The 15,491-nt window shown below is 38.0% G+C and carries 13 protein-coding genes; 4 read left to right on the top strand and 9 right to left on the bottom strand.

Annotated features, from left to right (window positions below; all coding sequences use genetic code 11):
* The first annotated feature begins 38 nt into the window (after nt 1–38).
* From Q0507_RS00675 to Q0507_RS00665, 3 genes are all read left to right on the top strand, one after another.
* On the top strand, nt 39–731 hold the full coding sequence (locus Q0507_RS00675) for a GntR family transcriptional regulator (RefSeq protein ID WP_298710901.1): 693 nt from the start codon (nt 39–41) through the stop codon (nt 729–731).
* A gap of 136 nt (nt 732–867) precedes the next feature.
* Nucleotides 868–2,328 (top strand): sodium:alanine symporter family protein, encoded by a 1,461-nt coding sequence (locus Q0507_RS00670; protein WP_298710898.1) that lies wholly within the window; start codon nt 868–870, stop codon nt 2,326–2,328.
* Between the two features lie 352 nt (nt 2,329–2,680).
* Nucleotides 2,681–3,937 (top strand): Glu/Leu/Phe/Val dehydrogenase, encoded by a 1,257-nt coding sequence (locus Q0507_RS00665; RefSeq protein WP_004695052.1) that lies wholly within the window; start codon nt 2,681–2,683, stop codon nt 3,935–3,937.
* Between the two features lie 170 nt (nt 3,938–4,107).
* On the opposite strand, the gene Q0507_RS00660 is transcribed toward Q0507_RS00665, so the two are convergent.
* The 7 genes from Q0507_RS00660 to Q0507_RS00630 form a co-directional block, all read right to left on the bottom strand.
* Nucleotides 4,108–4,599 (bottom strand): QueT transporter family protein, encoded by a 492-nt coding sequence (locus tag Q0507_RS00660; RefSeq protein WP_298710895.1) that lies wholly within the window; start codon nt 4,597–4,599, stop codon nt 4,108–4,110.
* Nucleotides 4,600–5,092: 493 nt separating this feature from the next.
* Nucleotides 5,093–5,782 carry a 7-cyano-7-deazaguanine synthase QueC gene (queC, locus tag Q0507_RS00655; protein ID WP_298710893.1) on the bottom strand — a complete coding sequence of 230 codons (690 nt, stop codon included), beginning with the start codon at nt 5,780–5,782 and terminating at the stop codon, nt 5,093–5,095.
* A 166-nt stretch (nt 5,783–5,948) separates the two neighbouring features.
* Nucleotides 5,949–6,704 carry an exodeoxyribonuclease III gene (locus Q0507_RS00650; RefSeq protein WP_298710891.1) on the bottom strand — a complete coding sequence of 252 codons (756 nt, stop codon included), beginning with the start codon at nt 6,702–6,704 and terminating at the stop codon, nt 5,949–5,951.
* 137 nt (nt 6,705–6,841) lie between these two features.
* Nucleotides 6,842–7,069 carry a hypothetical protein gene (locus Q0507_RS00645; RefSeq protein ID WP_298710888.1) on the bottom strand — a complete coding sequence of 76 codons (228 nt, stop codon included), beginning with the start codon at nt 7,067–7,069 and terminating at the stop codon, nt 6,842–6,844.
* 13 nt (nt 7,070–7,082) lie between these two features.
* On the bottom strand, nt 7,083–7,901 hold the full coding sequence (locus tag Q0507_RS00640; RefSeq protein ID WP_298710885.1) for a sulfurtransferase: 819 nt from the start codon (nt 7,899–7,901) through the stop codon (nt 7,083–7,085).
* 186 nt (nt 7,902–8,087) lie between these two features.
* Nucleotides 8,088–8,492, bottom strand: a complete 405-nt coding sequence (locus tag Q0507_RS00635; RefSeq protein WP_298710880.1) for a (deoxy)nucleoside triphosphate pyrophosphohydrolase — start codon at nt 8,490–8,492, stop codon at nt 8,088–8,090.
* An 8-nt stretch (nt 8,493–8,500) separates the two neighbouring features.
* Complete coding sequence (locus Q0507_RS00630; RefSeq protein WP_298710878.1) at nt 8,501–11,404, bottom strand: DEAD/DEAH box helicase; 2,904 nt, start codon at nt 11,402–11,404, stop codon at nt 8,501–8,503.
* 314 nt (nt 11,405–11,718) lie between these two features.
* On the opposite strand from Q0507_RS00630, the gene Q0507_RS00625 reads away from it, so the two are divergent.
* Nucleotides 11,719–12,648 carry a DUF3829 domain-containing protein gene (locus tag Q0507_RS00625; RefSeq protein ID WP_298710875.1) on the top strand — a complete coding sequence of 310 codons (930 nt, stop codon included), beginning with the start codon at nt 11,719–11,721 and terminating at the stop codon, nt 12,646–12,648.
* Between the two features lie 132 nt (nt 12,649–12,780).
* Here the strand turns inward: Q0507_RS00625 and Q0507_RS00620 are convergent, their stop codons facing one another.
* Nucleotides 12,781–14,334, bottom strand: coding sequence for an ABC transporter substrate-binding protein (locus Q0507_RS00620; protein ID WP_298710872.1), 1,554 nt, complete (start codon nt 14,332–14,334; stop codon nt 12,781–12,783).
* A 410-nt stretch (nt 14,335–14,744) separates the two neighbouring features.
* Nucleotides 14,745–15,491: ABC transporter ATP-binding protein (locus Q0507_RS00615; protein ID WP_298710869.1), on the bottom strand; the 747-nt coding region annotated here is incomplete at its 5' end.

The following is a 15,491-nucleotide window of genomic DNA, read 5'->3' as shown; positions in this document are numbered from 1 at the left end:
TCACTCATTACTAAAACATGTACACAGGAGGACTTAGTATGACAAAACGGTTACAACCTATACGACTCGATGCGTATAAACCACTAAGAGAAGTTGTAAGTGAAACATTGCGCCAAGCCATCCAAGATGGAGTGTTAAAACCCGGAGAACGACTTATGGAAATCCCTCTCGCCGAACAGTTGGGCGTAAGTCGTACACCAATTCGTGAAGCCATTCGCAAACTAGAACTAGAAGGCTTTGTCGTTATGGTTCCTCGCCGCGGCACTTACGTTGCCAATATTTCTTTAAAGGATATCACTCAAGTATTTGAAATTCGCTCTGCCCTAGAAGAACTTGCAGCAGGCCTTGCGGCAGAACGCATTACGGAAGAGGAAATCGAAACCTTGGAGAGAATGCTCGTAGAAATCGGCGATCATATGGAAAACAAAAATATGGAATCCGTTGTCGCTGCGGATGTAGAGTTCCACGAAGTCCTCTACCGCGCTTCTCGTAACGAAAGATTAGCAGACATCGTTCACAACTTACGTGAGCAAACCTATCGCTTCCGCAGTTTCTCTATGAATCAACCTGGTCGACTTAGAAAAACTTGGGAGGAACATCGTCAATTAGTGGAAGCCATTGCCGCTCACAATGCAGCACAAGCTCGTAAACTAGCTCGAATTCACATGGAACATTCCGAACAAACCTTGTTGCAAGGAATGGAAGAATCACAAGAATTTACTAAAGCATAAAAAAACATCCTATAAAAATATTATACAAAGTAAAAATCCTTCCTATTTGTGAAGGATTTTTGTTTTACATAGTCTATAGAAATTGATACAATATCATTAATTATTATATGAATTTTTTATAGGAAAGGGAGTTTTTATGGAAGCAATGCTCAATGATGCTATATCCACCATAAACGGTTATTTATGGAGTTATCTCATCATTTTTATTCTCATCGGTGCAGGTCTCTTCTTTACCATGACAACGAATTTTGTACAGATTCGCATGATTAAAGAAATGATTCGCCTCGTAATTAACGGCGCAGGTAGTTCTACAGAAAAAAACCATGTATCTTCATTTCAAGCATTCTGTGTTAGTACCGCATCTCGTGTAGGTGTTGGTAACATCGCAGGTATAGCGATTGCCGTTGTACTTGGTGGCCCTGGTGCTATTTTCTGGATGTGGGTTATCGCACTCATCGGTGCTGCCACTGGCTTCATCGAATCTACATTGGCACAAATCTACAAAGAGCCTGTCGCTAAAGGCGGTTTCTATGGTGGACCAGCTTACTATATTCGCTATGGTCTAAACAACAAAGCGTTATCTGTTCTATTTGCTATTTTAATCAGTATTACATATGGTTGGATTTACAATTCTGTACAAGCCAATACATTGGCTGCATCTCTCCAGGTCTTCAACCTTGATGTATCCTATACAGGTGCTGTAGTGGCAGTCCTTCTTGGCATTATCATTTTCGGTGGTATCAACCGCGTTGCAAAAGCATCTGAAATCATCGTTCCTATCATGGCGATTCTATACATTACTACTGCATTATTCGTGGTAATTATGAATATCACCCAATTCCCACATGTAATCTATACTATTTTCTCCTCCGCATTCGAGCCTGTTGCAGCAGGTGGTGGCTTATTAGGTGCTACTGTCATGAATGGTATCAAACGGGGGCTCTTCTCTAACGAAGCCGGTGAGGGTTCTGTTCCAAATGCAGCCGCTACTGCTGCTGTTAACCACCCTGTCGAACAAGGGCTTGTACAAGCATTCGGCGTATTTCTTGATACCTTCATCATTTGTACAGCTTCTGCTTTCATAGTACTCATCGTGGGTGATTACAGTACTACAGGTCTAACAGGTATTGCTCTTGTACAACATAACCTAGCTCAACAGCTTGGTTCTTGGGCTCCTACAGCCGTAGCCATTTTCATCGTTATGTTCTCCTTTAGTTCCTTAATTGGTAACTATTACTACGGTGAAATCAATATTAGCCACTTAACAAATAAACGATTCTACCTACATTTGTTCCGGATTGGCGTAATTCTTATGACATTTGTGGGCTCTATTGCCTCTCTAGATCTTGTATGGAATCTAGCCGATTTATTCATGGCTTTCTTAGTATTAACTAACGTAAGTTCCATCGTACGTATGGGGCGCACAGCAGGTCTTGCCCTCGATGACTATATTAAACAACGTAAGGCAGGTATTGAAACGCCAGTATTTAACCGTTCTATTCTAAACCACACGTACGGCATCGTATGGTGGGGTGATGGTCAAACTACAGACTCCTCCGTACCTCCTACTCCGATTGAAGATACTGTGGAAAAATAAAATATATTGACCTATGAGGCTGGTGAAAGTATCTTTCACCAGTCTTTTCGTATACTCTTTAAAATAGTTTATTAGTACATACATAAAGGTCTATATTTTTCAGAATATAGATCTTTATTTTTTTGTAAAAGTATCCATTTTCATAGATAAAAACATCGTTCATTAGCAGATTGTACTGTGATAAAAATCATAGTAATTATCTATATTTTCACAACTTTCAAAGGACAAAAACTATAGAATATATTTATGAAAATATAAAGGGTATTCTGTTTACAATGTCGAATACTTAAGTATGCGATAAAATTAGCATTAATTAAACTATTAATTTACTCTATCTATCCAGGAGGTAATTATGAGCGGTTATAACCCATATGAAAACATGTTAAACACATTAGACGTAGCAGCTGAAAAGCTCGGCTATACTCGTAGTGAATACGAAGTGTTACGTCACCCAGAACGAGAACTAAAAGTAGCAGTTCCTCTTCAACTCGACAATGGTGAAGTTCGCGTATACGAAGGTTATCGTTGCCAACATTCCACATTGCGTGGTAGTGCTAAAGGCGGTCTTCGCTTCCATCCTGATTCTGACGAAAACGAAGTACGTGCACTAGCAGCGTGGATGACTATTAAAAATGCTATAGCTAACATCCCTTATGGCGGTGGCAAAGGCGGCATCAAAGTCGATCCAAAAACTTTAAACCCTCGTGAATTAGAACGTTTAACTCGTAACTTCGTACGCCGTATTGCACCTATCATCGGTGTTAATACAGACGTTCCTGCACCAGACGTAAATACGAATGCTCAAATCATGAGCTGGATTGCTGACGAATACAGCACATTAAAAGGTGAATGGAGCCCAGGTATCGTTACAGGCAAACCAATCGAAGTAGGCGGTTCCTTAGGCCGTAATGAAGCAACTGGTCGCGGTTGCCTCATCGCATTGCAAAGCTACCTCGCTAAGAAAAACTTGGATATCAAAAACCTTACTGTTGCAGTTCAAGGGTTTGGTAACGTAGGTTCCGTAGGTGCTCGTCTCATTGCACAAGCAGGTGCAAAAGTTGTGGCTATCGGCGACGTAAGCGTTAACATCTACAATCCTAACGGTCTCGATGTTGAAAAAGCATACGAATATGCTAACTCCCATGGTCGTTCCCTCGAAGGTTACAGCGAACCAGGCATGACTACAATTGGACCTCAAGAATTATTGGCTCAACCAGTTGATGTATTATACATGGCAGCCCTTGAAAACCAATTAAACAAAGACAACATGGAAAATATCCAAGCTAAGATCATCTTGGAAGGCGCTAATGGCCCTACTACTAATGATGCGGATAAATACTTCTATGAAAAAGGCATCGACATCATCCCTGACGTTCTTGCTAACGGTGGCGGCGTAGTTGTATCCTACTATGAATGGGTACAAAATAAAGCAAGCTTCTACTGGACTGAAGAAGAAGTTAATGAAAGATTAACTAAGAATATGCAAAATAGCTTCGAAGCTGTTTGGGAAATGCAACATAAATACAATGTACCTCCTCGTCAAGCAGCGTACATGGTTGCTCTTGAACGCCTCGTAGTCGAAACTAGATGGCGTGGCTATAACTGCTAAACTCCTATACCTCCATACATTTTAGCCATAAAAAAGGCGTAAGCTCGATTTGAGCTTACGCCTTTTTATTTACCTATAAACCTTTTTATTTACCTATAAGTCGTAGTTGAAAAATCGAAAGATGTTCAATTACTTACTTAGTTTTATTAGTAAACTACTTATTACTGATTTTATTTGAAAGCACCTAATAAGGCAGCCATGCTAGGACGGCTGATCAATGCTTTCACCAAAACAGAACCAAGAATAGCCGGAATGGTTTGACCTACCATAAGATTCAACACTAATGGCCAGTACGGAATACCAAGTAATGGACTGAGCCACAATGGCACACATAATGCAGGCACAAAGACGATTGGAAGCATGACCCACCAAGCGCTGAGGCCAAGCTTGCGCATTCCTACGATGATGCCAGTCGTCAATACGCCCACACCAAAGCCTCCCATCATATCGAGGATGCCAAGACCACCGAATAGGAAGTTAGAAATGAGGTTGCCAATCCCCATGGGAATCACCAAGAACGGAAAGGCATAAGCAAGTGCATACAATGATGTTGCTATACGAATTTGATAAGCCCCGAAGGAAACGCTTTGCGTTACATACAATACAACGATGTACAATGCCACAACCATGGCAGAAATAGTCAATTTGCGTGTAGAAATCATAACACTCACCTCCTCAAAATAAAAAAAGCATGGCAAAACTACCATGCTTACAATGCTTATGAATTTCCGTAGTTTTGTTTAGAGACAGGATGGTTTCAAACTGTCTTATTCAGTTGTCGCCTTTAGGCAGTACTAATATTAGCATATATCTAATATTTTCGCAATCAATTTAGATTCAGGCGGACTTCTTAGAGCTAACTACTATTAGTATTAAGTTTGTAAGGTCGGGGTGGTGAAAGATACCTTTCCTCATCACTCCACTGGCGAACCGGTCATCGGCCGAGGGCCTCGACCTGCCAAAGTCGCTCTTTGAAAAGGTATCTCCCACCACATCAAATTAAACAAATCAACGTTTATCACAATACTAGTGACGTAAAAGTCCGCCTTGAGTCAAATGAACACTCTAACCAATTAGAATATATGCAAAGTAGTCGACCAAAGGCGACTACTAATTTAAGCCAGTTTCAGTAGAAGTATATAGAGATAGCTACTTTTACAATGCAGGGTCTTCGACTCCGTTTGCGTTGAAGGCTTTGGCTCTGTCGATACAGGTACCGCAGTGTCCGCATGGTTTGTCTCCGCCTTCATAGCAGGACCATGTGAGGTGGTATGGTACTCCGAGGCGTAGGCCTTCTTTTACGATGTCTGCTTTATTGTGGTTAATGAATGGTGCTTCTAAGGAGCATTCTTTACCGGATCCTTCAAAGATGGCGTCGCCCATAGATTTGTAGAAGTGTTCTGTACAGTCAGGGTATGCATTGCCCGCCGCATCATCACTGTGAGCACCGTAGTAGATATAGCCACAGTCTAGAGATAAAGCCAAGGATGCTGCCGCAGATAGGAATAGACCATTTCTAAACGGTACATAAGTGCTCACCGTACCTTCCCCTTCTACATCTTGTTGTTCTTTGTAGGAACCTTGCGGAATGTCTTCACTAGATTGTGTTAGTAAAGAGCAGTTGCTAAAGGCAAATAGCTTGGTAACATCCATCGTTTTACCTTCCATACCATAGTACTCTAAAATAGCTACGGCAGCTTCTAATTCTTTACTATGTTTTTGACCATATTGAATCGATAAGGGCACTACATTATCTTTACCCAATCGTTCAATGGCAAGGGCCAAACAAGTAGTACTATCTACGCCACCGCTAAAAAGAACGACGGCCTTTTGTTTTTGAGCCATATTATCTCCTTATTCTGAATAACAGTTTTCAAAATATCTCGAACAATAAAGAATACAAACATTGATATATATTTCAATAATATATATATTTCGATAGTAAAAGTCCTAACGCTATTACAACAGCCTCATCCGTAGATGAGGCTGCGCATTTACATTCGCTGAAATTTTATAGATCAATAACCAATTCTACTGGACAGTGATCAGAGCCAAAGATTTGTTGGTGAATCTTAGCTTCTTGGATTTTATCGTCAAGACGTTTAGATGTGATGAAATAGTCAATTCTCCATCCTGTATTTCGTTCACGAGCTTTCCCCATGTAGGACCACCAGCTGTATTCTTCAATCGCATCTGGATAAAGATGGCGGAATGTATCTGTAAAGCCTGCACCTAAGAGCTCAGTCATTTTAGCACGTTCTTCATCGGAGAAGCCCGCATTTTTACGGTTTGTCTTAGGGTTCTTAAGGTCTATTTCCTGATGAGCTACATTCAAATCACCGCAAAGAATCACTGGTTTCTTCTTATCTAGTTCAAGCAAATAGTTACGGAACGCATCTTCCCAAGTCATACGATAGTCAAGGCGTGCCAATTCTCGTTGGCTATTAGGTGTGTAGCAGCATACTAAATAGAAATTATCATATTCAGCAGTGATAACACGGCCCTCTTGATCATGCTCTTCAATACCGATACCGTTAGTTACAGACAAAGGCTTAACGCGCGTGAATACGGCAGTACCACTATACCCCTTTTTCACAGCGCTATTCCAATATTGCTCATACCCTGGCAACTCTAAAGAAATTTGGTCAGGTTGCAATTTAGTTTCTTGCAAACAAAAAATATCAGCATCTAATTCGTTAAAGGATTCCATAAATCCCTTTGTTACAGCGGCGCGGAGGCCGTTTACATTCCAAGAAATTAATTTCAATTCTTACTCCTTTGCGATCATTCGCATCAATCTAATAGTATTCACCGTATTTAACTTGGTGAAAGTCTCTTTCACATAAAATATAAGCCAAGTTTTTGCTTAATGTAAGCTAATCTAAAGATTATATGTTAGCGATATTACTGCTTTTTATGTTTCCTAGCATGTCTTGCTTCAGCACGAGCCTTACGAGCATTTTCGTTGGCCTTAAGGTCGCTTTCACGTTTTTCACGGAAATAATTAGCCACCGTCGACAAGATAAGAATCACCAATACTGTTACATTAAACATACCTGGTCCAAAGGTATAGATATGATAACACATATAGCCAAAGGCAACGACCGTTAATAGTTGTTTTAAAAGATTCATTTGCCCTCCTATATTAGTTTAATGTTTCTACACCAGTATTAAGTGGGAAGCCTTCATAGGTTACCCAGTCACTAGAACTACCAACATATAAAGCTGACTCAAGGCCTACTTCGCTCATGGTTAACAACGCATTACAAGCCGTTACACCAGAGCCACAGTACGTTACAACTGGTCGATTTTGGTAAATTTCGTTGTAATACTCAGCCTCTAAGTCTTTCAAAGACTTAGGACCATCTACGGTATAACCACTTTCATAAAAGTGATTAACAGCGCCAGGAATATGGCCTGTCATGCCATCCATCGTATCTACTTGAGATCCATCATAGCGGAATGGCGCACGAGCATCAATGATAACATGATCTCCGCTTTCACTAGCCTTGAGAACCTCATCACGGCTCATAACCATATGCGTTTGCAACTCGTAGTTAAAGATAGATGGCTCAGTAGGTAATGGAGTAGGCTCTTTAGTTAAAATATGGCCCTCTCTAACCCAACGTTCAACACCACCAGACAATACACGTACATCAGTTAAGCCCATGTAGCGCAACGTCCACCAAAGACGACCTGCTAAAAATAGCCAAGAATCATATACTACAACCTTGGAGTTGCGAGTAATACCATAAGACTCAAAGGTATGAGCCAATCGTTCCATATCTGGCAACGGATGACGACCACCATGCTCGCCCAAAGGACCTGTTAAATCCTTATCTAAATCTACCGCATAAGAACCCTTAATATGGCCCTTTTTATAATCCTGATACCCTCGAGCATCTAAAACGATGACCTCATCGAGACAAGCTAATAATTCTTTAGGAGTGATAAAATTTGACATGTTGTACTCCTTTCTTTGATTATATCGAAAAATACAAATCTTTTAATATTATTATATACGAGTACAACGGGATATACAATTGATTTTGGCACAGTAAAAGTTATTTATTTGCGTAATATTAAAACTAGATAAATATGAAAAAGCCCCTATCTAAGATAGGGACTTATACGTAATTTAATATTTAACTTACAAGCGTTTGTATATGGCTTCTACCGCATCAATATCGGCAGGTAACCAATCCACAGAGTATAAAGTATCTTTAGATAACCATTTTGCAGCTTCATGCTCTACTAAGGTAATATTAGAATCATTTACTAAAGAGCATAAATAACAATGCATGGTAAGATCAAACTTTTCATAACCAGTATATTCAATAGTAATAATATGCTCTTGAACGTTAATATCAGCTTCTAGCTCTTCTTTGATTTCTCTAATAAGAGCTACATCATGGGCTTCACCAGGTTCAATTTTTCCACCAGGAAACTCCCATCCATCCTTTAGATCACCATAACCGCGTTGCGTAGCTAATATTGTATCACCTTTTTTTATGATAGCCGCTACCACTTCAATATGTTTTCGTTGTTCGCTCATATATATCCTTATCCATTTACAATATAATCATAAATATCATCTCTTACAGGCACTTCAAGTACATATTCTAATTCTACAGCTTTTGTCCCACCAGCCATAGTAATCTCTTTGGCATTTTCAATTCCTGTAGAGTAAATAGGCCCCAAATAGTAAAACTCTTTAGACTCTTCATCATCTTTATTTTTTCTTACAAATAAATGCATTGCAATTCCTAATTCATTTGAGCGAAGTATAGTATCAACATCAGGTGAAGTTAAATAGCGTCTAGCTTTTGATATAGCCTTTAATAAAATAGGACTTAAAAACTCATCTTCATATTTAATACTGTCCTGTATCATTTCATCTTTATGATAATTAATAAACACAGGATATGTATTAGTTTCTACGTTAAACTGATAACCACCAATATTTTGAGCAACTGCATTTTTGGGCCATTCTAATAATTGACAAACTTGTTCAAAATTATACTTCTCATATAAAACAAATGGAGTTTTATAATAAATATTATGTTGATACTTTTCTTTATATTTTCTCAAACCATATATAACTAACTCTTGAACCTGTTCTTTAAAATTGCTATCTTCTAATGCCTCTTTAAAGGCTTGAGATATACCATATCTACCATTAGATAATTCAATAAATACACTGTCAGCAAATGTCTTCTGTGCTACTTTAACACCAAACTGATTTGTCATTATATTTATAAGATTAATACGTCCATTCTCAGACAGCTTCACATTATACTTACTATCTAATTCATAAGATACATAATTAATGACATCGTCGTGACCATCTAACAACGCTTGTAATACTAAAAGTTCATGTGCACGTATACCTGTCGTTAATTTCTGAGATATAAAATGTAGCATTCTCTCCTGAACAGGTGTAAAGGATATATCATAGTCCTTATCCTTAATCTTTATCAAGAAATGATGATAGGACTTAAATTTACTAAAAATTCTACTAACATCAATCGAACCATGATCGGCAAAATCAGAAATTTTAGGAATACGACCTAATTTGAAGCGTAAATTGAAATAAGCTTCTTTAATTAATTTCATATCGGAAAATCTTGCTGTATCAATAGATTCATAAATGCGTTGTTTTGCAATTTTATCAAAATGTACAGTTGAGGTACCTGGAATAATACGATTACCAGCTTGTACATAACGACGCAAGGTATCTTTGTTATAGCTCCTATCACCTGATAAGGCTAATGGAATCATAAAGTTATTAGTATAATTCCCAATAAAATCCAAGATAACTACATATTCTTTATCTTCAAATTTACGAAGACCACGTCCGAGTTGTTGAATAAAGATTATCGGACTTTCAGTTTGACGTAGCATAATAACTTGATTAATTTCTGGAATATCAACACCTTCATTAAAGATATCTACGGTAAAGATATAATCTAATTGCAGGTCTGAACGTCCCTGATAATCACCAGTTCCCGTTAATCGAGCAATTGCTATTTCCCTAGTTTCTTGACTATCTTCACCAGTTAAACATACAGTACGATAAACACCACGCTCGTTAAAAGCATCAGACAACGCTTTTGCCTCAACTCGATTGCTACAGAATACCAGCCCCTTTACACGACTACCACTATGTCCAAAATAGCGAATCTTTTCTATAATTTTATCTACCCGCTCTTTTGTAGACAAGTTTGAAAAGGATACCTCCATATCAGAAATATCTTCTTGAGTATCCACCCACAAATCACTGATGCCAAAATAATGAAATGGACATAGCAAATCTTCTTCTAAAGCCTGTTGTAATCGAATTTCGTAAATAATATTATGGTCAAATAATTCATATAAATCATATCCATCTGTACGTTCCGGGCTAGCAGTCATTCCCAATAAAAACTGAGGCTCAAAGTATTCAATAATGCGTTGATAGCTATCTGAACCTGCACGATGCACTTCGTCAATGATAATACAATCAAACTCCTTTGGAGCATACTGTTTCATTACATCATTACGGCCCATCATTTGCATTGTAGAGAATACATGAGTCGCATTATAGTATTTAGCATTCCCAGAAACTAAACCAAATGTAATAGATGGATCATTATAAATCCGCTCAAAACTAGCGATCGCTTGTTTTGCAATTTGTTCACGATGTACTAAAAATAATATTCTTTTAGGCCTCATTTCTCTCATAGCAAAAGCCGCCGCATAGGTTTTGCCGGTACCCGTAGCAGAGATCAAAAGACCTCTTTTAGCATTATTAGCTCTTAGTTCATTAAAGTTAGCAATAAACTGTTGTTGCATACTATTAGGTTCCAGTTTAAGCAAATCTACTTTTCTAAATTGCTCTGCTACAGTCCTTTGTGAAGTTCGCTCTGGACGCACCCATCTTGGTTTATACCAAGGAATAAAATCTTCATAAGGAATAGAAAATTTTGAATTCCAATACAAGTCAAATTCTTCCGTGATTTCTCTAGCATAGGTATCACTGCAATGAGCTTCAGATCTAGTATTCCATTCACGATTTTTCTTTAACGCATTAATAGTTAAATTAGAACTACCAACTATAATCTGATAAGATTCATCTTTTCTAAAAATGTAGCCTTTTGTATGGAATCCATGATCACTACCTTGTGTAGTGCAATACACTTTTAACTCAATATTATTTAAATTTCCTAAATCTTCCAAAACTTGTGGACTATTAAAACCAAGATAATCCGTCGTTAACACACGACCATAAACACCACGATCCTCTAATTCCTTTAGGATTGGCTTTAACGTCAACAAACCTTCTGGAGTAATAAATGCTACTGATATTAAAAACTCATCACAATTGCGTAATCCATCTTCAATAGCAGATAATACATTACGCCCTTCCCCATTAGCAATAAGTTCCGAAGATGTAGCAAAATTGATTAAATGATTCGATTCTGACATAACGAACTCCCCATATAATGAATACTATACTTGCTATTATACCAGCCGCAGCTGCAACGTCTAGAGAATATATGGATTTATCTCAAAACATCTATTTTTAATACAATTTACAGCCTTATTCATCGTTTAATCGCTAATTATAAATATTAATACATGTTCAAATCAAACATTTTCATCTATTCCTTATAATTATCGTATCTATACGTCTTTTTTGCCACGTAAAGTTGTGATATAATGTAAATAATTACTCTTAGGGCATTTGTCTGCCCAAATGGATCCAAAAGAGTTAGTGTGTTTTCAAGGAGCGTGCGCAGTTGAAAAAGGGGTACATCAAGTTAATAGCAGCCATTGTGCTCGGTGTTGCTATTATCGGTGGTGGGATCTATGGGGTGTATACACTCTTATCATCCAATACAACGACAATTTTATATCGATCAACCGTTGACGATAAAATCAACGCAATACGACCTTATATTGTCGCACTGGACGCATATAACTCGTATAGTGTAGCCTATGCTAGCCAATTACAACCAACGCTGGAAGAGTTGCGTAATGGTTCTCATAATACGACGATTACACTACCTAAATACAAGGAACTTAAAGCTGCATTAGAGGTAGCAAAACAAGATAGTTCTACGCCCTACGAAGATGTAAACCAAGCAACAAATGATGTCCTCGTAGTACTTGATCAAATTATTCCTATTGCTGATCAGTTGCAATCTTACTATGTGGAACGTCGTTATGAAAAGGATAATTACAAAGGTAGCGATGAGCTAGCAGCTCAATATGTACCTTTAGCAGAACAGTTCTACGCTACATATAATGCATTAGACTTAGCTTTAGATAATCGTAATAATGAGCTTTATAACGAACGCATGACTGAGTATCAGGGAGAAAAACGGGAAAATGCGGTTAACTTTATTGAGTTAAATCTCATGACTGCACGCACTATCGATCTTATCGATCCGGATGGAAATACCGATACACAAAAGGTCGAAACTAATTTACAGCAAATTACACAGCGTATTAATAAACTACAACCTGGTACAACACCAGAAACACAAAACGCTGTGAGAGAATATCAAGATGCCGTAAAAGAGTTTGTCGCAGAAGCACGTAATTACATTATTATCAACTCTTCCTACGGTGAAGCTTATACGCAATTATTTACTAAATACAATAAAATGATTAGTAAGGCAAACGCTGTTAATATGTCAGAACTAGACGTAACAGAGAAAAAATAATAAAGCTATACAAAAAGAGGACCATATGGTCCTCTTTTTGTGCCTAGTTACTATAATGTATCAGAATATTTGTATATCAAATCACTAAATCATGTTTGATTTAAATCCATAGATTATTTTATGTTTCCTAAATTATTTTCGTTTTAAATCTTTAGTAATGATGTAATATTCAGAAGGTGTCATCTTAATGCCATCAATATGGTTATTACCTACAATATTGATTTTAGGGTAACCTAGGAATAGAGCTACAGCGTTGTCCAACATAAGTTGTTGTGCATTAATAACCGCATTACGACGCACCACTGGATCGCCACTACTTTCACCTAAAGCCAACAATTCATCGAAACGAGGATTGGAGAAGCCAGAGCCATTAGTTTCAACACCTGTACCCCAATATTGTTTCAAGAACCATACTGGTTGACCTGTATTAGCAGTTACAACACTGGAGATAATCATATCGTAATCACCAGATTGAGATAATGTGTCGATAACCGCATAATCTACAATTTTAATTTGTAAATCCACACCGATTTTTTTGTAATCCGCTTGCAATGCTTCCGCATATAATGGCAATTCAGGACGAGTTGTATAGGCGTAAAAGTCAAGCACGAGGTTTTCACCATCTTTATCTACAATGCCATCGCCATTTGTATCTTCATAACCTTCACGTTTCAGTAATTCTTTAGCACGTTCCACATTATATTTATTAGGATCACGCAATTGGTTAAAGCCATAATCTATGGATGGTGGCAATGGAGCTTTACCGGCTACGAAGGTATCTTTCATGAGGTTCTTCGCATAAGACTCACGGTCTGCTGCTGCAATGAGGGCTGCACGAAGATTTGGATTTTGTAATTTTCCTTTTTGCCCCATACGAACAAATACGTCACGCAAGGAAGCGACTTCATAGATCGTAAAGTTCTTATCATTTTGGAAGATACTATATTCACCAGGTCCAATGCTAACGGCCATATCTACATCGCCCGCTTGTAACGCCATAGCACGAGTATTCGCATCATTAATAGATGGGATTTCAACCTTAGCAAAGCCTGCCTTGCCATCCCAGTAATTATCATTGCGCTTTAGTTCAGCACGCTCTTTTGTGAAAGAGGATACTATATAAGGACCAGTCCCAATAGGCCCTTCCTTCGCAATATCGCGGCCATTCGCTTCGGCCGTTACGTCCATAATCAAGAATAATGGATCGCCTAGCAAGTTTGGCAAGTTGTAGTATTCCTTATCGGTCTTAATAGTCAACTCCTGACCTTTAGCGGTGATTTCCGTATAGTTAAAGAACGTTTTTGCTCGTTTACTTTTCGCAAAGGTTCTTTCTAAAGATGCTTTTACCGCCTCAGCTGTCAAACTATTACCATTTGAGAACTTTACTTTATCGTTGATGGTGAAAGTCCATGTCAATTTGTCGTCACCTTGTTTCCAAGATGTTGCAAGCCAAGGCGTTGCTTTCATTTGATCATCAAACTTGATAAGCGTTTCACCTACGCCAAACCGCACAACGGCCCAGCTAAAATAATTTTCTGTTGGTTCTAATGTACCAGCAAAGCTAATGGCCCCTACCTTTAATACATCATTAGAAGGAGCGGCCTCTTGGTTAATGCAACCGACAGTACCGAGAACTGTCATACCAAGAGTCATACCAATGAGTAAAGCCTTACGCAATCCTTTCATTTACACACCTAACCTTTCTACACTCATTAACTATTATTTTATGCCCAGATACTCACTAAGTTTTACATTAACATAATCTAGTAAACCTAATCCACTTTTTACAATAGTTACTATATAGAGAGAATCCATGTACATCACTTCATATGAGCATACTTTGTTATACCCATAGGGGTATATTTCATATAGTCAACTATACTATATATTACGTGTTAACACAATGTATATTTACTAAATATTTCGATATATCTATTAAAAAAATTTCATATATGTATTGCACATACAAAAATAGCAGTTAGTATGCAAACTAACTGCTATTTTGATTTACCTATAAGATTTAAAACTCAACATTTTAAATCTATATGCTCGAAGTCTAACATTCAAAATCTATATATTTGAATGAGTTTCTTACATTATGCTTCTAATGCAGCCTCATCTAAGGTAAGTGGCTTATGATCTTGGCCAATTTCAAAGATGGAGCTCAATAGAACTTTTGTGTAAGGATGTTTCGCATCTGCTAAGTGGAACGCATCTAATTCTTCAACGATAGCCCCTTTATACATTACGACCACCTTATGGCACATCGTACGAATGAAGGCAATATCATGAGCAATAAATAGGTATGTTAAATTTTTCTTTTTTTGTAAACGCGCCAATAGGTACGCAATGGAGTCTTGTACAGATACGTCTAAAGCACTAGTAGCCTCGTCTAGAACGAGAATTTCTGGCTCTAATACGATAGCACGAGCAATGGCAACACGTTGACGTTGCCCCCCGGACATTTCATGAGGATAGCGATGCATAAACTCACGAGGTAAGTCTACCATCTCAAGGTAATCACCTGCAATTTGTTCTTCTGTTCCCTTTTCAAGAAGATCAAAATTGTATAGTGGCTCAAGAATGATATCCTTTACCTTCATTCGCGGATTAAAGGCTGCAGATGGATCTTGGAATACCATTTGAATTTTTTTACGGTATTCTTTCGTTTGTTCGGAGTTCATATGTTGAATCTCTACACCATCCACATAAATCTCACCTTCCGTAATAGGAAGCATCTTCATAATCATACGAACCAATGTTGTTTTCCCAGAGCCAGATTCCCCTACAATCCCAAGGGACTGACCTTTTTCGAGAGTTATATTAATATCCTTACATGCTTC

It is taken from the genome of uncultured Veillonella sp., from assembly GCF_938010505.1.
In the GTDB taxonomy this organism is placed as follows: domain Bacteria; phylum Bacillota; class Negativicutes; order Veillonellales; family Veillonellaceae; genus Veillonella.
The sequence above is the reverse complement of the archived record's forward strand: the minus strand, read 5'-3'. Positions and strand labels throughout refer to the sequence as shown.

Excerpts from the sequence above, each read along its gene's own strand:
- Q0507_RS00675 (WP_298710901.1), top strand. The coding sequence starts at position 39 with ATGACAAAACGGTTACAACCTATACGACTCGATGCGTATAAACCACTA.
- Q0507_RS00670 (WP_298710898.1), top strand. The coding sequence starts at position 868 with ATGGAAGCAATGCTCAATGATGCTATATCCACCATAAACGGTTATTTA.
- Q0507_RS00665 (WP_004695052.1), top strand. The coding sequence starts at position 2,681 with ATGAGCGGTTATAACCCATATGAAAACATGTTAAACACATTAGACGTA.
- Q0507_RS00660 (WP_298710895.1), bottom strand. The coding sequence starts at position 4,599 with ATGATTTCTACACGCAAATTGACTATTTCTGCCATGGTTGTGGCATTG.
- queC (WP_298710893.1), bottom strand. The coding sequence starts at position 5,782 with ATGGCTCAAAAACAAAAGGCCGTCGTTCTTTTTAGCGGTGGCGTAGAT.
- Q0507_RS00645 (WP_298710888.1), bottom strand. The coding sequence starts at position 7,069 with ATGAATCTTTTAAAACAACTATTAACGGTCGTTGCCTTTGGCTATATG.
- Q0507_RS00640 (WP_298710885.1), bottom strand. The coding sequence starts at position 7,901 with ATGTCAAATTTTATCACTCCTAAAGAATTATTAGCTTGTCTCGATGAG.
- Q0507_RS00635 (WP_298710880.1), bottom strand. The coding sequence starts at position 8,492 with ATGAGCGAACAACGAAAACATATTGAAGTGGTAGCGGCTATCATAAAA.
- Q0507_RS00630 (WP_298710878.1), bottom strand. The coding sequence starts at position 11,404 with ATGTCAGAATCGAATCATTTAATCAATTTTGCTACATCTTCGGAACTT.
- Q0507_RS00620 (WP_298710872.1), bottom strand. The coding sequence starts at position 14,334 with ATGAAAGGATTGCGTAAGGCTTTACTCATTGGTATGACTCTTGGTATG.